This is a genomic window from Gemmatimonadota bacterium, from assembly GCA_026706845.1.
Taxonomy (GTDB): Bacteria; Latescibacterota; UBA2968; order UBA2968; family UBA2968; genus VXRD01.
In genome coordinates, this window is record JAPOXY010000246.1 from 1 (window position 1) to 18,061 (window position 18,061).

Sequence of the window (18,061 nt, forward strand, 5' to 3'; positions counted from 1 at the left end):
GTACAACACCCATATTACGGTCGAGAAGTGCGACATCGCGGGGTGTTTTGTAATTGGATTTGTGGCTGCCGGGAATGCAGGCAAATCCGCCATCGCCGGGGTTGCAATCGGTGAGTACCCACGAGACTACGGTGAGGCCACAGCGCATGCGCCCGTTGTGAAATTGATAAAAGTGCGTCAGGTCGTCAGCGGTGCCGCCGCCGTGCATGACATGGCCTTCGGCTCCTTTTTCCATGATGATGCCGTAGAGGTGGTCGAGACGACAGTCTTCGCGCAGCAATTCTGCGAGATAGGGCACGATGTTTGGATGGGCAAGTAAATCGCGGAAGGGTTGGCACCAGGGGTTGGGCCAGGTGAGCATGCCGCCCAAGTCGGTGCGCCCGTGTTTACCCCTGAGTGCTCTGGATTCGCCGGAGAGGGATTGCTCTGGCGGGCGAATGCGCATCCTGTCGGGGTTGCTGTCAATGGCTTTGTTGCACGCGGCAATTTCTTCGGGTGTTAAAGCGTTTTCGACGACGAGGTAGCCGTTGAGATCAAAGAAGAATTTTTCGTGTTCGTCCATGTTTGGGATTCCCAATTTAAATTTTTTGGAGAAGGCCGGTTAATCGTCTTCACCCTCATCCCGTCTCATCCGATAGCGACCAATCCGCCGTATCAAAATCCACACCAGTCCAATGAGTGCGATATATTGCACCATATCCCAGATCCAGCCCTGCCAGCCCAGGATGCCCGGCCAGAGTGCCCCGATGCACAGGATGATAAATGCGTCTTCCAGAATTAGCCACAGCGGTCGCTCATTCATTTCCATATCCCAATGATATTTCCACCTCTGACTGTGCATTATTGAGGTAAGAATAAACGCGATAATTGCGATATACGAGTTTCACATAATTGCGGGTTTCCCTATAGGGAATGCGCTCTATAAATTCATCGACGTCGTGCCTTGTCAGGGCTTTTGCCCATCGTTTTGCAGCATCCAGACCCGCGTTATAAGCCGATAGTGCCAAACTAAGTTGCCTGTGTTTATCTTTTCGAAATGCCTTCATGTGGTCGGAGAGATGTTTTCCGCCCAACAAAATTGACGTTTGGGGATCGTGCAGGTCCTCGGTTGAAAAATTTTTGAGCTTGACAAGTCGGGCCATGTCCCGTCCTGTTTGCGGCATCACTTGCATCAACCCGCGTGCGCCTGCGCGAGATACAGCGGTTGTATTAAACGCGCTTTCCTGCCGCATGATGGCAATCATGAGATTGGGATCAAGATTCATTTTTCGCGCTATCTGGTTGATCTCGCCCCAATAATACGTTGGGTATAACCGCCGGAATGAAGCCCGCGTCATGGATATCCCATGTACGCGTTCTAACATTACAATCTGTGCGGAAATTTGAAGTGCTTTGTGCATGGCGCGGACGCGCTCGTAACGAGGTTTCAAATCATCCAGGGCAAACAAATTGCGCCCGAGAGTTTGCCGAGCGCGGTCGTATTCTCGCTCGGCATCTCGATACAACCCGATAGACGCCAATATATCTCCTTTTGGGATATGCGTCGAAGGTGTATAGGATTGACCAACCGATAGGTGTTCGCCCGGTTGAGGTACCTCGACATGAACATTTTCTGTTTTGCCCAGGACCGCACGTGCGCGTGCCGAGTAATAAGAGGTGGGGAAACCTTCAGAGGCGCGTTCAATCCAGAATCGCGCTTCTGCTTTTTGTCCCAATTTTTGATAACTTTTGCCCGCCCAGTAATACCCCTGATCGCGTAGATGGCTCGCAGTGGTCTGGCGCGATAGACGTAAAAAGGCTTTGGAAGCCGCCGTGTATTGCCGCGTTTGATAAAGCGCGAATCCCGCACGCCACGCAGCCTGATCGGCATAAGTGCTTTTGGGGTAGGTTTTTGCCAGTGCTATAAATAGTTTGCGCGCATCGCTGTGACGCCCTCGCCGCTCGTAGGCCATGGCGGCCTGCCAGAGTGCTTCGGGCGCGGTCTTTGCATTGGGATAGCGACGCACAAATTCTCGAAATCGCGTTGTTCCCGTTAAATCGTGCCCGCGCTTGATGGCACAGCGGCCCAGATAAAACAGTGCTTCGGGGATGTGATATACTTTGAAGGCGCGATCAAATGCGTTTTCGGCTTTGAGATATTTTCGACTGCGATAATATACATGGCCCAGTTCGTATTGCGCTTTCCCCCGCCATGTGGCATCTTGGGATTCATCGATCATGCGGCGCAATAGAACGATAGCCTGTTGATATTCTCCGGCATGCATACAGGTCACACCCGCGCAAAACAGTTCTTCAGCATCGCGCATATCACTGAGCGCGGGAAGCATTTTGTAAGCAGAGGGATGTTTGGGATAATTTTTGATCAATTTCAAGCGCGTCTCGCGCGCAGCAATAGTATCGCCCAGAGCCGTCCATACCTCGACCAGTCCGGCCAGTGCATCGCCTTCGTGCGGGCGCTTGTCAATAAGCGTTTGATAATATGCGATAGCACCTTCAGCATTGCCCTGTGCAAGCGCGGTCCGCGCGGCATTGAGTGTGGCTTGATCGCCGAGCAAACTCGCTGGCGTCATGTGCAGAATTTTTGCATAGTGATTTTCAGCGTCTTTGGTTTGTCCCAGAGATTCGGCGCATTGTCCCATCCAAAAAGCCACGTAATCGGCAATTTCTGGGCGCGTGGTGCCCGAAGACTGAAAAATTGTCAGTGCGTCTGAGTATTTGCCCAGGTGCATCAGACAAATCGCGCGTTGTAGCTCAGCGGTGTGTACATCCCATGTATCGCGAGTGTCCATATTGTCGAGTGCAGATAATGCTTTGGAAAAATTTTGCCGTGCAATTAGTTCTGCAACCCGAAAAATGGGATCGCGTTGTTCTCCTACTCCCAAATAGCCAACTATTACGAATACGGCGATAAAGGGGAAGGTGAATAGCGCGATACGGCTCACTAATCTGTTTTTAAAAAATGACATTGTGAAAGCCTTTGCGATGAGGTCCTGAAAAAATTGTAGTCCATAATGCACGCAATGTCAAGATACAAACACTTTATCCCGGAGCTTTTATGAAAGCACTGATTCTCGCGGCAGGAAAAGGCGAACGTTTTTTTCCATTTAATGTTTTTCGTCCCAAGCCGATGTTTCCAATATGCAATCGCCCGCTTTTAGAGTGGACGGTTTCGCGTCTGGTCGATGCGGGTATTGCCGATATCGGCATTGTGGTGGGGGATCGAGGCGGTCGGGCGCGCAATTATTTTGGCGGTGGACAGCGATTTGACTGCCGCATTACTTATATCGAACAACCGCAGCCAAAAGGCACGGCGCATGCGGTGGGGCTGGCGTCTGATTTTATTGGTACTGATGACGTTCTGGTCATTTTCGGAGATGTTTTCTTTGGTGCGGATGCGGTCCCACACCTGTTAGATGTGTTTAGAGATAGAAACTGTTCTGGCGTCGCTGGTATTGTCCAGGTTGACGATCTCTCATCTCATATACGAGCACACGTCGAAAAGGACCAGAGCTTGTCTTCTTACACCTATAAACCCCGCGGTGGATCGGGACAGGCACTGTCTGGTCTCTATGTTTTTAAAAATGAAATTTTGTCCGATCTGGATAATACTTCCGATTTTGTGCCGCGAACCCAATATGGTATCTTTCCGCCCGAGGGCCAGGAAATTTGCGATGTTATCCCATTGCTCCACGGCGAAGGCCGTGCGCTTATTGCGGTCGATTTGCCCGGGCCGTGGTTCGATATGGACCTGCCCTGGCATCCGAAGAATGTCGCGCTTATGGCACTTGCTGAAATGGCTGATGGACTTACAGAATCGGTTGTTGCGCCAACGGCTACGGTCGATCCCGACGCCCGCATTCGCGGTCCCATCTTTGTCGATGAAAATACCGCGATTGCCCGAGATGCTTATATTGAAGGACCGGTCTGGATTGGGAAAGATACGGAGATATTAGAAGGCTCTCACATCGCATCCCGTACTGTGATCGCCGATCGCTGTAAAATTGGCCCTTTTGCCAAAGTATCGGGTACGGTAGATACCAACTGCCACATTACCTATTTGGGCGAGTTTAGCGGTATTATGCTCGAAGAAGGTCGCGTGACCCATCAGATTCAGCTTTCGGGCATTTTTGGCGAGCGCGCAGAAATAGGTGCGGGTACACAGGTGGGCACGCTGCGCTTTGACGATGCGGAGATTGAGGTCGAAGTTCAGGGTATTCGTCGAAAAGCACCCGGTTTTACCGGGGTGTTGTTTGGGGATTACTCGCGTACGGGTATCGGCGCGATGATTATGCCCGGCCGCATTGTGGGGCCATGTGCGATGGTGGGCGCGGGCGTGGTGCTGATGAAAAACGCGCCGCCGTACAAGGCCGTGCTCGTCAAACAGGAACTCGATGTCGTTGACTGGTCTCCCGATATCTATGACAAATAAGAATTTTATCTATGCCAGACGATCCCATCACATTAAACGCACGCCAGCGCGAAGCCGTTACTGCGCCGATAGGTCCTGTTCTCGTGCTGGCCGGACCGGGCACGGGGAAGACGCGGGTGCTGACCGAACGCATTGCGTATCTGGTATCGCGGCGCGGCGTTCATCCGGAAAATATCCTGGCGCTTACATTTACAAATAAGGCGGCGGCAGAACTGCAAATCCGCTTGTCGCGCACGTTGGGCAAAGAAACTGCGGATGCTATTACCGCAGGTACATTTCACAGGTTTTGTATCTCGATACTGCGCGAGCATCGAGAAACGGTTGGGTTGCCGCCGCATTTTGGCATTGCCGATGAAGATCTTCAGCGCACGCTGATCTATCGCGCATTTCCACGCCTGAATCCCAATGAAAGCAATTTGAATAATGTGATGCAAAATGTGAATCGCCTGAAGTGGCAACGGAGATACAAGCCACATGTTCCGATGAAAAAAGGGGATGCGGCATTGCTCGATCAGTACGAAGCCGAGCTTAAAAAAAACCGATTAATCGATTTTGACGATCTCATCTTTCTCGCGCATGACTTGCTTTATTCGCATCGCCAAATTCTGGGAGATTACCGCGCGCAGTTTCAGCACATTCTCGTCGATGAGTTTCAAGATACCGATCCGGTTCAATACGCCCTCGTTTGTTTGTTGGGCGCGGCTCATCGCAGTGTTTTTGTGGTTGCAGATGACGAGCAATCCATTTATGGGTGGCGCTATGCCAGGCCAGAACATATCGAACAATTTCGAGATGATTTTCTCAAAGGACGTCCGCCCATTTTTTTAGAGGAAAATTACCGATCATCCGCAGAAATTTTGCGGCTGGCACGCGTGTTTATCGCCAATAATGACGTATTGTTTGAACGCAGCATCCACACCCAGAGATCGGGACGCCGCGTGCGGGGGATGGCGTTTGATACGTTTGAGGAAGAGGGCCAGTTTATTGCGGGCGATATCTGGGATCGCATCCGGGAAACGCCCGATCTGATTCACCGGGATATTGCGGTGCTTTATCCCCAACACGCAATAGGCAGCGAACTCGAGCGCATTTTTATGCGCGCCAATGTCCCCTGTCTGATGGCTCATCGCAGGGGCTTGTTCGACCAGCCCGTGATCCGCCGCGCCTTGTCCGTGTTGCGCTATGCTCTCGATGGCGCAAATGACGCGAGTCTCGAGTTGTTTTTGCGGCGCGAACTCGAAGCAGTGGATCCCAAATTATACCCGGCGGTGCGTGGATTCCAGAAACAAAAAAATATTGGGAGTTTCAAACAGGCGGCTTTTCTGTATCCGCGAACGGTTTCGGAAGCAGAGGGCGTGGATGTAGAACGCGCACTGGGGCTGGCAGGTGTGGTACACAATGCCGTGCAAAGAGGCGCGGTCGCATCTTTGCCGCATCTGGTGGATGATATTCTGGATCAATTGAATACATCGGAATTGCCTTCCCTGAAAAATCATCTCGATGATATTGTAGATCCGCTCGAACTCTCGGATCTCAATACCGCTCTAAATCGCGTGTTGCCACTCTGGCGCAGGGGCGGTACCTTATATGTGGCGTGTCGAGACGAGGTGCTGCGGCATATGCTCACAACTCTGATCCGGGATGCACTGGCGCGGCCGGGGCTCATCATACGAGAGGCTGTGCCCGGTAGCCGATTGGATGTTTTATCCGATACCCTAATTTTGTCATTCGACGAAGATCCGCCGAAAACACCCGAACACTTTTTACATTTGGGAGGCCTGGCGTGTGGTGCAATGCTCGCTGCTCTCAAATTATGTCAGGCGATCCACTGCGCAGATTTGCCAGCGTATATGCCGGAATACACTGCATTTGCGCTGGAAACAGCGGGTGACGATCCCGAGCATGCACAGATCACAGCTCTAGGGGCTGTGCGCGTGCGAGATGGGCGCGTTGTCGATACATTTTATTCGCCCGTGCGCCTGCGAGAGGACAAAGGCACGGATCCTACATTTCAGGAAATTTATCTCGCGTTTCAGGCATTTGTCGGTATTGACATTCTGGTCGCACACAATGGCTATGCGTTCGACTTTCAGGTTTTGCACCGCGAAGCCCGTCGCAATGGCAGGTCTCGCATGCCCAATCCGACGGTTGATATTTTGCCTATGGCGCGAAGCTATAGTGCGACCGCAGGGCGCGGTCTGCGTCCTCTTTGCGAGCGGTATGATATTGCGTCAGATCCAAACGATCCGCCAGCACGCGCGCGGGCATTGGCTTTGTATCGCGTGTTTGAAGCTATGAAGAAGGAGCGCGCCTCTCGCTACCGGCGCATGACGCATGAACGCCTTTTGGATCACGTTGCTCTGGGCTTGCTTTTTCGCGCGCGCGATGGTGTAAGAGATACGGAATTTTCCCGCGAAGAACACGTGCATTTCAACCTGGGGGCACAGCGTCTTTTGGGGCCGGCCAATTTGTGTATTCGCAATCTCGTGCAGCACTACCCTCGATTGGATGCCGACCGGCTGCGGGGGCAGACGAGGATGTTGCTCGGCGAATATCCTCGTCCGGAGGTGCTCGCATTGCACGCCCCCGATCAGATTCAGCGTTTTCGAGATCTTTGCGAACGCCACGGTGCTGCGGCACCATCTCTTCAGGAGGGCATTCGCAATTTGCTCGATTTTGCCGATCTCTACAAAGTCGAAATGGATACCCCAGACCGCGATGCCGTGCATTTGCTGACGTTGCACGCGGCAAAGGGGCTTGAGTTTCGAGAGGTCTATATTTGCGGTCTCGAAGATCGCATTTTGCCCAATGCACGCGCCCTGAACAGTGCGGATTTAGCCGAACAACGCAGGTTGTTGTACGTGGGAATCACCCGCGCAATGGATCGCCTCACGCTTTCCTGTGTGGGGCATCGTCCGGGCAGAAATATGGCGCCTTCTCGATTCTGGGATGAACTGGGATTAGAACGCGAAGGGGCGATTCAACGAATTCCCGATTCTGAATCATGAAAAAAGACAAAGTTTATTTTATTTCTGACGCGCATATAGGTGGAGGCAAATATATCCGTCCACCGCGCGTTCGAGAAGACGCGCTGATTGATTTTTTGCGCGCTATTCGCAAAGATGCCGAGTGTCTGTACATTGTGGGCGATTTGTTCGATTTCTGGTTTGAATATCGATCTGTCGTTCCCGCACATGGCGCGCGCGTGATCTTTGAACTCTACCATCTCGTTCAAAGTGGAACGCGCGTCATTTATCTGCCGGGCAATCACGATAGCTGGCTGGGGGACTATTTATCAGGGCAGGTAGGGATGGAGCTTCCCGGGCCTTTTTGCGATGTCGTACACCAGAATCGCCGTTTGTATGTGACACACGGCGATATTTTTCAGCAAAATTGGAAATTTGCGTTGCGGCGACGCATTTTGAAGCATCCACTGTGTATCGCCCTGTTTCGGTGGTTACATCCAGATATCGGCGCTTATGTGGCGCGTATTGTGTCGCGGTCTTCGGACGTTGGCATCAAAAAAGGGACGCGAAAGACAAAGAGAACATATTTACCTTTGTATTTTATTAAAAGCGCGGCAGAGAAATTTGCCGAGGGATTTGATTTTGTGATTTGTGGACATTATCACGCGCTGAGTGTTGAGCCGATGGACGGCGGGACACTTGTTGTGTTGGGCGATTGGCTGAGATACGATGCTTATGCTGTGCTCGAAAATAGCGAGATTGCATTAAAGCACTGGCATACAGCACCGGAAAAGCCGCTGCTGACTACTGATACAGGAGATCGCAAATGATTTTGAGTATTGATCAGGGCACTACGGGGACAACTGCGTTGGTGTTGGATTCTCAGGGAGAAATTTTGGGACGGGGATATTCGGAGTTTCGACAAATTTTTCCGCGTCCCGGATGGGTATCGCACGATGCAACGGAGATATGGGATACGACACTGAAAGTTATTGGCCTCGCAATCGCAGAGGCGGGGATAGATGCCTCAGACGTAAAAGGCATTGGTATTGCCAATCAGCGCGAGACGACTGTCTTATGGGACCGGAGAACGGGTGAACCCGTTCACGACGCGATTGTCTGGCAGTGTCGGCGCACGGCGGATTTGTGTGCCCTATATCGCGCAGATGGTCTCGAAGACATGGTCCGTGAAAAGACGGGACTGGTCATTGATGCTTATTTTTCGGCGAGTAAGATCGTGTGGTTGCTCGATCGCGTCTATGGCCTGCGCGAGGGGGCAGAGCAGGGTGAGGTGTGTTTTGGCACTGTGGATAGTTTTTTGTTGTACAAACTCACGGGGGGGACTGTTCACGCGACTGATTATACCAATGCATCGCGCACGATGATTTACAATATTCACAAGAGGAAGTGGGATGACGAGCTGTTGGAGATTTTTGATATTCCCGAGGGCATACTTCCCAAAGTGCGATCATCGTCTGGCGACTTTGGAACCACTGTGGATTTGGGCATCTTGCCTGCGGGCATTCCCATTGGCGGGATTGCAGGCGATCAGCAAGCCGCGCTTTTTGGGCAACGCGGCGTTTTCAAAGGCGATATTAAAAATACGTATGGCACGGGGTGTTTTACACTTTTTCAAACGGGAGATCGGGCTGTACAATCCGCGCATGGTCTGTTGACGACGCTTGCGTGTGGGCCTTCTGGACGCGTATCCCACGCACTTGAGGGCGCGGTGTTCAGCGCGGGCGCAACGGTTCAATGGCTGCGCGATGGTTTGGGGATTATTGATACCGCTGCTGAGACCGAGGCCTGGTCCCAGGCGATTGACGATACGGGAGGTGTGTATTTTGTTCCCGCATTTACTGGTTTGGGTGCGCCGCACTGGGATGCGGATGCACGGGGGATGATTGTGGGGATTACGCGGGGCACAGGGCGCGCTCACCTCGCGCGCGCAGCCCTGGAGTCCATTGCCTATCAGTCCACCGATCTCGTCCATGCGATGGCTGCCGATGCCGGTCAGTCTGTGGCGAGTTTGCTCGTGGATGGAGGAGCTGTGGTGAATGATTTTTTAATGCAGTTTCAGGCAGATATTCTGGATGTGCCGGTGATTCGTCCAAAGCAGGTGGAGACGACCGCGTTGGGGGCGGGGATGCTGGCGGGATTGGCTACGGGCGTGTGGGATGATGCTGTAGCGCTTGCCGATATTAACCCACCGCAACGCACCTTTGAGCCTGCGATGTCGCAGGATCGCCGCGAGGCATTGCTGGCTGGCTGGCACAAAGCAGTGGAGCGAACACTGTTGGCGTAACCTATAGACTGCTCATTGTATTTGTTTCAAATAGGCAAGATGGGTTTGGGCGGCTTTGTTTTCAGGATTGATGGCGAGCATATCGCGGTAGTGCTGACCAGCTACTGCGATATCGTTTTTTTGTTCCGCAATGATGGCCAATCCGTGTAGAATGCGGGTATTTTCCGGGCGCTGTTCTCGGATGTGTAACAGCAGTATTTCAACATCATCAATATAGTCGGGATAATGCAGCGCTTCCTTATTTTCTTGAGACAATGCCAGGAGATTTAACAAAGGATTCACACTGCCTGCAACGCCGCTACCTCGACGCGGTTTGAGATCAATTTTATCCCCAATTTCGGGCAGACCGAGAACAATGGCTTCAATCAGGGATTCAGCCGCTTCATCTAACCGATCCAGTTCAATTAAAACATTGCCTCGATTATAATGCACAGCGAGATTATCGGGCACCAGTTCGGCTAAGATGTCGTAAATTTTCAGTTCTTGTTCGGAATTTTCTGTCTCGGCCAAATGTTCAGCCCGATCGTAGAGTTGCTCAATTTTAGTGCGATTTGTAGCAACGATCTCTTGCGCTTGCTTCTCCAATTCTGGATGTACCAGCAAGACGAGTTGTCCCTTTTGGTCTTGTGAAAACAGGGGCGTTTTGACTGTGTGCAGAATGTCGCCCAATTCCGAAATAATTTTGTTCAAAAACGCAGGTGATCGCGATTGAAAAACGGGTTTCCAGGTATTGAGATCATGCGATACGTCAACTGTCCACAATTCGAGAGATAAAAAACGCCTGAGCGTTGACTTCAACTGTTCTGTGGTATCAAAAAAGAACGACGTTGCGTCCCCCGCTTCTACATAGTGGTGAACGAGCCATTGACTGAATTCGCGCTGAATCACCCAGGCGTTCTCCAGACAATTGGTGAACGTGAGAATTGACCAGATCGGAATATCCGAATCTACTTTTGCAAGTGCCTGTTCAATGGTACACGGCTCACCGTCCCCATCATTCTGAGTTAGGTGAACATCGTCGATAAAGTTTTCTATGGACAATGCGCGTTTTTCTCGTTCTTTTTCTGCGATAACGAGAAAGGTCTCCTGGAAATTTTCTCTATCAATCGTCAGTGTGCGCACGAGTTCCCGATCGGTCATCACAGCACACTGTTGTATAACCCGGTCATTCATGTTCGCAAACTCAACGGTGATATGCCCGCAAAGACAAACGCTTTCGCGGGCGTTGGAAGCCTGTGGATTTTTCAGACACACTAACGTCATTGCGCATCTTGCGACCAATCTTGCGGATCAGATGAACACCCCACCAGATTAGTGCCCCGATCACAGCCAGCACCATCCCAATGCTGCGACCACTGGCACTTTCAAGGGTCTTAAGCAAACTGTTAATTAGATCTTCCACTTTTGATCGCTTCTTTAAAAATACGGCTCGATATTTTTTTCAATGCGCTCGAGTATGGGCGTATCATCTACTTCAGTCTCAAATTGTTCGCCGGTTACGCGCTCGAACAGGTCGATGTATCGCGCGGAGACTTGTGTGCGAATTTCGTCATCTAATTCGGGAATATTATCGTCGGAAATTCCCTTATCCACGAGCCAGAGGCGCAAAAATTCTTTGTCCAGGCTTTCGGGTTCTTCACCGCGTGCATGGAGGTCTTCATAAGAATCCAGGATCCAGTAGCGCGAGGAATCGGGCGTGTGGATCTCATCGGCAACGGTCAGATTGCCGTCTGGATCCAGGCCCATCTCGTATTTTGTATCTACCAGAATCAAACCGCGCTGTGCAGCTAATTCTGTTCCGCGTGCGAATAATTCCAGGGCTACTTTCTCGACTTCTGCCCATCTTTCTGCATCAACCAGGCCGCGCTCGACAATTTCCTCTGGCGAGATCGATTCGTCGTGATCTTCCGCTTTTGTCGTCGGCGTAATAATCGGTTCGTCAAATTTCTGATTTTTTATCATGCCATCGGGCAAATCTACGCCGCAAAATTTTCTCACACCGTTATTGTAATTTGTCCATACTGAGGTGTCCGTGCTACCGGTCAGGTAGCGCCGCACGACGATTTCGACGAGTAGCATATCGAGTTCGCGTGCAACCGTCACATTGGGGTCGGGTACGTCAAGTACCTGATTGGGCACGATATCGGCGGTCTGATCAAACCAGTATTTTGCCGTTTTGTTCAATACTTGTCCCTTCAAGGGAATTGCGCCGAGCACATGGTCAAACGCACTTTGCCGATCTGTGGTGATGAGAATGCGCTTGTCTTCGAGCAGATAGATGTCCCGCACTTTCCCTTTCTGGTATTGATTCGTCCAGCGGTCAAATTTGGCCTCCAACAAACAGTTATTCAGTTGTGAACGGATTTGTGCTTGAGAAATCATGGATATACACTCCTTTAAAAAAATAAATGCAACCACCGATTAACACAGATGGACACGGATAATACGAATGAATAGTTAGTGGGGGAGGGGATTGGTTTCATCTTCCAGCCATTCATTAGAGTGCCAGCACCGCACGGAGTAGTCTATCTACTTCGACTTGCAATTGCGGACCAAGACTTCCGAGACGACGGATAATGATTGACCGTTCTACTGTAGCTAATTTGTGCATCCGGATGACGGACGTAACGCGCAAGCCTGTCGAGGTAAACTCCGGGTGATTAGACTCAACAGTGTAGTCGGTGGGAGCAAGCGTCCCGCGCACAACGCTGGAAATTGCCACGAGCACTATGTCATCTCCGAGTTGTCCCTGGGACACGATCACTGCGGGGCGAAGGGTAGTACCGGTCAAATCGGTAAATGGAAACCGCGCCAGGACCACATTGCCACGAGAGAGCGTTGGGTGCGTCACACTGGTTCCCCATCCTTAGAGGAGTAAATGTCTTCTCCTTCTTCATTCCAGAAGTCAAATGCGCCACTTTCTTCTGCGAGGCGCATAATATCCTCTGCTGTTACATCATCTTCCTGTCTCTGCACAGTAATATCTTCATAGCGCTGTGCCAGTTTTACCAGCAGTTCGAGTTCGCTTTGCGGAACTAGCACTTTCTCACCGATACATTGTATGTGAATCGTTGCCATTGTGGCTCCTGTTCAGGGTTTTAAGTACGCTTCACAAGATATCCATCTGGACAGGCTTTGTGGAAGCAAGCACTTTAAGCGCAGAGATTAGCGGATGTTTTTGCCTTCTATCTGTGTCCATCTGCGTCCATCTGCGGATGCTCTTTAAGCCGCGCGGAAATGCACTGCGTGGCCCCTTTCTGGGAACCAGATTATATCCAGAATCATGGACAGGGCAACGCCCAGGACATAGCCGACGAGCAAGCCGATGAAAAAGGGTCTCGATTTGTGATAGACAGAGGGACCGCCCACTTTGAGCATCACCAGCTTGATCAGCCAGGCAATAAATAATGTGAAACTGCTGGCGCGAATCAACGGGGTTCCCGAAAGCGCGAGGCCCACTGGATGCAGGGGCCACCACACAAACCTATGGCGCATAAAAATGAGACCGATCATCGCCAGGCCGCCTATGCCGAAAAAGGCCAGATTTTCGGGGTAATCCACGTAAAAGGGCGGATTGTCGGCATTCTTGATCGCGTTGGCGGCAGGCCTAAAATAATTGCGCGCACTTCTGGGAATCTCGTGGACATTAAAATTAAATGCGCCTTCGTTATAGCCCAGGTTCAAAGTGAGAAAAATGCTCGTTACAAAACTTACCGCAAAAGCCATGTAAAGCGCTGCTATCAACTTGCGGCGGTTGTCGGTGATGCCCTCGGATAACTTGCCAACCTGTGCAGTCGCCGGCAAAAACAAGCCCTTGGCATTCCCCGTAATCAAATTGGCAAAGCGAAACGCCACATGCGTGGTGGGTGGAATTCCGACATTGCCGAAAAAAGGCGCCACGTAATTCCAAGCAATCCCCGGTATCTGCGTGTAGGGCATGCCGGTGTCTGACAGAATTTTCGCCATTCCAATATATCCACACACACACGCCATTAGCAGCAGGGCACTGATGATGGGGTCCATGTTCATCTGCATCATCCAGATAAACAAAAACGCGAGGCCAGCTACCACACCGACCACGGCGGCGCGGTAGGACAATAGCTCATCGCGGTCATCTATGCTGTCGTCTTTGCCGAGGGCTTTCATGATCACATCCCGCAAATGTAGCCGCGCCACCCAGAACATCGAAATCACCAGCACGACAAACGCGCCGCGCGTCTGCCATTGGTACACGCCGCGATAGGCAGCGGGGACCATGGATTTATATCCCAACTTATTGAGCCAGCCGCCTTCGACAATGAAGAGGAGATCGAATACCCATAAACTGAGTAGCACGTCGAGGCTGGCAAAATAGGAGAAAAAGATGGAAAACAAGCCCACCGATGCCCGAATGCGCGGGAATTGTGGATCAATCATATGCCATCTGCCTCCGTGAATGGGAAAGCGCGGGAAATTTGGCAAAAAGTAATTGATACAATTCCAGGCGATCATGCCAAATGCCAGTGCGAATCCAACCCAGAACAGGCGATTGTACATAAAGCCGGGCAATGTGCGTTTGTCGCCTCCCGGTTCGGACATCATATTGATCAGGGGAGCCATGGCTGGATATGCCAGACGTTCGTTTTGCACCCACTGTTTTCTAAAAATGACGCCTATACAGACCAGTACCACAAACGCCGCCGTAAAAGCCATGAACCACCAGAACAGTGGTAGCACCCAGATATCCCAGGGGATGGGCGCGCCTTCGGGGCGGCCTTCGAAAAACCACGCTATTCCATTGCCCTCATTGGTGGGGATTAAAAAATCGGGCAGATGTGGGTGTAGCAATTCAGCCCAGTTGTTGTCTTCGGTCGCATAGAAATACGGCGCAGAAATATACCCGATTAAATAGCCTGTGCTGCCCCAGATCGGCATGGTTGCGCCCACGAGGCCCATCGACAAAATGGTGTGCCATTCCCCGGATTGAAGTGAGAATCGCGCAAGTCTGCCCAGCACTGCTATTGCGATGAGCATGGTGATAAACACGATGAGCATGGCCATTGGAATGTGCGATAGCACCATGCGCGAGCCGTGATAATAAAACCGAACATAGACCGCAATCACGTCCAGCAGGACCACCAGGAGCAGGCCCAAACCGATGGCTCGCGGCGTAATACCCCCGCGAGGGGATTGTTCGGATTCGCGCCTAATATTTGGTACTTGTGTTGCCATCCTCGATGTTCCTTAAAGAAATATGCACCTACAGTGCGCGTCCGCGCAAAACCTCGCGGCATTGTCCTTCGCTATTGCCCGTCACATTATAGGCAAAGGTATTCATACGGCGATCTCGATGCGATGTATTTGGTGCTGATCCATGGATGGTCAATGCGCTAAAAAAGACCCCATCACCCGGTTCCATCGCCACGGGTACCGCGTCTTCCCGATGGCGATAGTGCCCCGGCAAAAATACGCCAAAACTCGTTTGTGCGCGTTCGTGTTCTTGCAAGCCCCATTTGTGGCTGCCGGGGATGAATTGAATACATCCGTTTTCATCATCTGCGCCGTCAATGGCGAGTTGACAATTTACCATTAAAGGCCGATTGTCTTCGCGTTTCCAATACGCGTAATCCTGATGCCAGGGTATTGCCGTGCCATCGCGCGAGGCTTTCATCAATAGCTTGCTGTGATACAGTGAGACATTCGGCCCGATCAGCCCTTCTATGATATCCAACATATCATCGCAGCGCAATGCGCGATTTAATCCCTCGCTGATTACTTCGCTGTGCATCAACTGCCGGATGCGCCTGGGCAGGTGTTCATCCTCAAATTCTTCCCACGAGATCCCGATCCCGTCAGGCGTGTTTTCTGCCATTCGCTCGTGCAAGCCCGCAATCTCGCGTTCGATATGGGAAATTTCACAGGATGAAATCAGTCCCTTTTTTAACACATATCCATTTTTTTCGTAAAATGCCTTTTCTGCATCTGTTAGTCCCATTGGATACTCCTGTGTAGTTTCAACCAACCATCTAATTTACAAATTATGACGCGCTCTTGCAAAATCATTTATATTGTATAGCGTGTAAATTAGAAATAGGGAACAGAAATAGAGTGGTTGACGTATAATTGAGATTGAGCGCGTTTTTTATGCTCCACTTTTTTCACCGCCCAATTGGGCACTAAAATAAGGAAAGCCGATGAAGATACGTACTATTTTTGCTTTGTTGTTCTGTATCTCTCTTTTGGGAAGTATTTCCGAGGCGTCTGATTGGACGCACTGGCGCGGTCCCATGCAAAATGGCGCTTCGCCGGAGACGGGGCTTATTTCTACATGGTCTCTGGAGGGGGAAAATCTGATCTGGCGCCGTGATTTTATCGGCAGATCTACACCGATTATTGTAAATGGGCGGGTTTATGTTATCGGGCGAACCGGCAAAGACATAACCGAGCAGGAGCACATCGCGTGTTTTGATGCGGAAACGGGCGATCTCATTTGGGAAAAGAAATTCAATGTCTGGCACTCAACCATAACCTTCAATCGTCTGGGATGGGCAAGTCTGGGGGCCGATGGTGAGACCGGTAATATTTACGCCCATCTCGTCAGTGGGTTATTGATCTGTTTTGATACCGATGGCTATGTCCAGTGGCAGCGGTCTCTAACTGAAGAATTTAACCGATTCTCCGGTTATGGCGGACGATTGCACACGCCCGTTGTCGATGGCGATCTGGTTATCATCAGCATGGGCAATCGCGGATGGGCTGGTGTACCTCCTTCTCATCGGTATGTTGCCTTTAATAAACATACGGGTGAAACCGCGTGGATGGCTCGTCCAGGCGGCGGTGGGCAGGTTGATTTAACCGTTTACTCTACGCCTGTTGTCACGACAATTGACGGGCAGCGCGTGTTGGTTGCCGGCAATGGCAATGGCGGTATTTTTGCCTTCAAAGTCGCAACGGGCGAAAAAGTATGGGGTTTTCCATTCAGTAAGCGCGGCATCAATACCTCGCCTGTTGTGGCTGATAATCGCGTTTATGTCGCACATAGTGAAGAAAATGTCGATAATACCGCCCTGGGGCGCGTTACATGTCTGGATGCGCGTACGGGCAAAGAAATCTGGCGACAAGACGGTATGACCGCGGGCTATGCTTCGCCAGCGGTTCACGCGGGACGCGTCTATGTGATCGACAATTCGGCCAATGTGCATTGTTTAGACGCCAAAACGGGAAAGCAATATTGGGAGCAAAATATCGGCACTGTGGGCAAGGGATCGCCGACCTGGGCCGATGGAAAACTCTATGTTACTGAAGTCAATGGCGGCTTCCAGATTCTCAAAACGGACAATATGGGTGCGGAAGTGCTCGACAAAAAGAAAATAGCGATGCCCGAGGGCGGGCATGCCGAGATCTACGGATCGGCCGCTGTTGCGTATCGCCGTATCTATTTTGCGACCGAAGCCGGGTTGTTTTGTCTGGGCGATAAAAACGCGCGATTTGAAGTCACGCCTTCTGCTCATGCAAAGCACGAAAGCGCGCCTTCGGGTGCCGAACCAGCATCTATTCTTTCGATTCCGGCTGAGGCGACCATACAACAGGGCGAGGTACTGCCCCTGCGGGCAGAGGCTTATGACGAGAAGGGGCGCTTGATCGGCAATGCCGACGCCGAGTGGTCGTTGAATGGTCTGGCTGGAGAAATAAAGAATAATCAGTTTGTTCCGTCCAGAGCGGGACAGGGCGGATGGATCACGGCCAAACTGGGGGAATTAACCCGACAAACCTGGGTGCGCGTGGTGCCCGATGTGCCCTGGACAGAGGATTTTGAAAATGTCGAAGCCGGCAAAAATCCATTGCACTGGGTGTGGGGGGGCAGGGGGTTTGTGGTGGAGGAAAAAGATGGCAACAAGGTGCTGGCAAAACCGCCGGCTGCACGTGGCTTGGATCGCTCAAATCTCTATGTGGCGCCGTACAAACTCAGCGGTTATACTATTCAGGCCGATCTTATGGGTACGCAAAACAAGCGACGCCGTCCCGATATGGGGCTTGTCTCGCATCGCTATATTCTCGACCTTCAGGGCATTCACCAGCGCCTCGAAGTGCGGTCGTGGTCGTCGGATTTGCGCATGGCAAAACGCATCAATTTCCACTGGGATATGGGGGTGTGGTACACCATGAAAATGAGAGTTGATATCGAAGGCGGTAAAGCTATTGTTCGGGGCAAAGTTTGGGAAAAAGGCGATCCCGAACCCGATGCGTGGAGTATTGAAGTAGAAGATCCCTTGCCGATAGAAGAGGGCAGCCCCGCGCTTTACGGCTATTCACCCGCTACGATTTACTACGATAATGTGAAAGTGTGGTAATCTTCATAAACCCTTACAGATAAAGGAATAA

Annotated in this window: 15 protein-coding genes; 5 read left to right on the forward strand and 10 right to left on the reverse strand. The window is 51.3% G+C overall.

Translation table 11 applies throughout. The annotated features are described in order from the left end of the window. The 3 genes from OXG87_21745 to OXG87_21755 form a co-directional block, all read right to left on the reverse strand. Window positions 1-562 (reverse strand): phytanoyl-CoA dioxygenase family protein (locus tag OXG87_21745; GenBank protein MCY3872179.1); only part of this gene is annotated, 562 nt, incomplete at its 3' end. 39 nt (window positions 563-601) lie between these two features. After that, the gene (locus tag OXG87_21750; protein ID MCY3872180.1) at window positions 602-802 is read right to left on the reverse strand and encodes a hypothetical protein; all 201 of its coding nucleotides are present in this window, start codon (window positions 800-802) and stop codon (window positions 602-604) included. After that, the gene (locus tag OXG87_21755) at window positions 795-2,966 is read right to left on the reverse strand and encodes a transglycosylase SLT domain-containing protein (protein MCY3872181.1); all 2,172 of its coding nucleotides are present in this window, start codon (window positions 2,964-2,966) and stop codon (window positions 795-797) included. The genes OXG87_21750 and OXG87_21755 overlap by 8 nt, the downstream gene beginning before the upstream one ends. Window positions 2,967-3,055: 89 nt before the next feature. On the opposite strand from OXG87_21755, the gene OXG87_21760 reads away from it, so the two are divergent. Genes OXG87_21760 through glpK form a run of 4 tightly spaced genes read left to right on the forward strand, consistent with a single transcriptional unit; the run spans window position 3,056 to window position 9,700 of the window. Next, entirely contained in the window at window positions 3,056-4,429 is a 1,374-nt protein-coding gene (locus tag OXG87_21760; protein MCY3872182.1) for a sugar phosphate nucleotidyltransferase, read from the forward strand. 11 nt (window positions 4,430-4,440) lie between these two features. After that, the gene (locus tag OXG87_21765) at window positions 4,441-7,437 is read left to right on the forward strand and encodes a UvrD-helicase domain-containing protein (GenBank protein ID MCY3872183.1); all 2,997 of its coding nucleotides are present in this window, start codon (window positions 4,441-4,443) and stop codon (window positions 7,435-7,437) included. After that, entirely contained in the window at window positions 7,434-8,225 is a 792-nt protein-coding gene (locus OXG87_21770; GenBank protein ID MCY3872184.1) for a UDP-2,3-diacylglucosamine diphosphatase, read from the forward strand. The genes OXG87_21765 and OXG87_21770 overlap by 4 nt, the downstream gene beginning before the upstream one ends. After that, a complete protein-coding gene (gene glpK / locus OXG87_21775) occupies window positions 8,222-9,700 on the forward strand; it encodes a glycerol kinase GlpK (protein MCY3872185.1) in 1,479 nt (492 codons plus the stop codon). The genes OXG87_21770 and glpK overlap by 4 nt, the downstream gene beginning before the upstream one ends. Window positions 9,701-9,712: 12 nt before the next feature. Here the strand turns inward: glpK and OXG87_21780 are convergent, their stop codons facing one another. From OXG87_21780 to OXG87_21810, 7 genes are all read right to left on the reverse strand, one after another. Continuing rightward, complete coding sequence (locus OXG87_21780; protein ID MCY3872186.1) at window positions 9,713-10,873, reverse strand: hypothetical protein; 1,161 nt, start codon at window positions 10,871-10,873, stop codon at window positions 9,713-9,715. A gap of 10 nt (window positions 10,874-10,883) precedes the next feature. After that, window positions 10,884-11,102: a hypothetical protein gene (locus tag OXG87_21785; GenBank protein MCY3872187.1), complete on the reverse strand. Its 219-nt coding sequence runs from the start codon at window positions 11,100-11,102 to the stop codon at window positions 10,884-10,886. A gap of 14 nt (window positions 11,103-11,116) precedes the next feature. Then, a complete protein-coding gene (locus OXG87_21790; protein MCY3872188.1) occupies window positions 11,117-12,082 on the reverse strand; it encodes a phosphoribosylaminoimidazolesuccinocarboxamide synthase in 966 nt (321 codons plus the stop codon). A 115-nt stretch (window positions 12,083-12,197) separates the two neighbouring features. Further along, window positions 12,198-12,551: a type II toxin-antitoxin system PemK/MazF family toxin gene (locus OXG87_21795; GenBank protein MCY3872189.1), complete on the reverse strand. Its 354-nt coding sequence runs from the start codon at window positions 12,549-12,551 to the stop codon at window positions 12,198-12,200. After that, window positions 12,548-12,778, reverse strand: coding sequence for a hypothetical protein (locus OXG87_21800; GenBank protein MCY3872190.1), 231 nt, complete (start codon window positions 12,776-12,778; stop codon window positions 12,548-12,550). Before OXG87_21800 ends, OXG87_21795 begins: the two co-directional genes overlap by 4 nt. 144 nt (window positions 12,779-12,922) lie before the next feature. Continuing rightward, window positions 12,923-14,911: a hypothetical protein gene (locus OXG87_21805; protein ID MCY3872191.1), complete on the reverse strand. Its 1,989-nt coding sequence runs from the start codon at window positions 14,909-14,911 to the stop codon at window positions 12,923-12,925. A gap of 28 nt (window positions 14,912-14,939) precedes the next feature. Next, window positions 14,940-15,674 (reverse strand): phytanoyl-CoA dioxygenase family protein, encoded by a 735-nt coding sequence (locus OXG87_21810; protein ID MCY3872192.1) that lies wholly within the window; start codon window positions 15,672-15,674, stop codon window positions 14,940-14,942. A 199-nt stretch (window positions 15,675-15,873) separates the two neighbouring features. Between OXG87_21810 and OXG87_21815 the strand changes: the two genes are divergently transcribed. Continuing rightward, window positions 15,874-18,030 carry a PQQ-binding-like beta-propeller repeat protein gene (locus OXG87_21815; protein MCY3872193.1) on the forward strand — a complete coding sequence of 719 codons (2,157 nt, stop codon included), beginning with the start codon at window positions 15,874-15,876 and terminating at the stop codon, window positions 18,028-18,030. Window positions 18,031-18,061 lie beyond the last annotated feature (31 nt).

What these genes read in the sequence shown, in the direction of transcription:
- OXG87_21750 (MCY3872180.1), bottom strand. Translation starts at nt 802, where the DNA reads ATGAATGAGCGACCGCTGTGGCTAATTCTGGAAGACGCATTTATCATC.
- OXG87_21755 (MCY3872181.1), bottom strand. Translation starts at nt 2,966, where the DNA reads ATGTCATTTTTTAAAAACAGATTAGTGAGCCGTATCGCGCTATTCACC.
- OXG87_21760 (MCY3872182.1), top strand. Translation starts at nt 3,056, where the DNA reads ATGAAAGCACTGATTCTCGCGGCAGGAAAAGGCGAACGTTTTTTTCCA.
- OXG87_21765 (MCY3872183.1), top strand. Translation starts at nt 4,441, where the DNA reads ATGCCAGACGATCCCATCACATTAAACGCACGCCAGCGCGAAGCCGTT.
- OXG87_21770 (MCY3872184.1), top strand. Translation starts at nt 7,434, where the DNA reads ATGAAAAAAGACAAAGTTTATTTTATTTCTGACGCGCATATAGGTGGA.
- glpK (MCY3872185.1), top strand. Translation starts at nt 8,222, where the DNA reads ATGATTTTGAGTATTGATCAGGGCACTACGGGGACAACTGCGTTGGTG.
- OXG87_21780 (MCY3872186.1), bottom strand. Translation starts at nt 10,873, where the DNA reads ATGAATGACCGGGTTATACAACAGTGTGCTGTGATGACCGATCGGGAA.
- OXG87_21790 (MCY3872188.1), bottom strand. Translation starts at nt 12,082, where the DNA reads ATGATTTCTCAAGCACAAATCCGTTCACAACTGAATAACTGTTTGTTG.
- OXG87_21800 (MCY3872190.1), bottom strand. Translation starts at nt 12,778, where the DNA reads ATGGCAACGATTCACATACAATGTATCGGTGAGAAAGTGCTAGTTCCG.
- OXG87_21805 (MCY3872191.1), bottom strand. Translation starts at nt 14,911, where the DNA reads ATGGCAACACAAGTACCAAATATTAGGCGCGAATCCGAACAATCCCCT.
- OXG87_21810 (MCY3872192.1), bottom strand. Translation starts at nt 15,674, where the DNA reads ATGGGACTAACAGATGCAGAAAAGGCATTTTACGAAAAAAATGGATAT.
- OXG87_21815 (MCY3872193.1), top strand. Translation starts at nt 15,874, where the DNA reads ATGAAGATACGTACTATTTTTGCTTTGTTGTTCTGTATCTCTCTTTTG.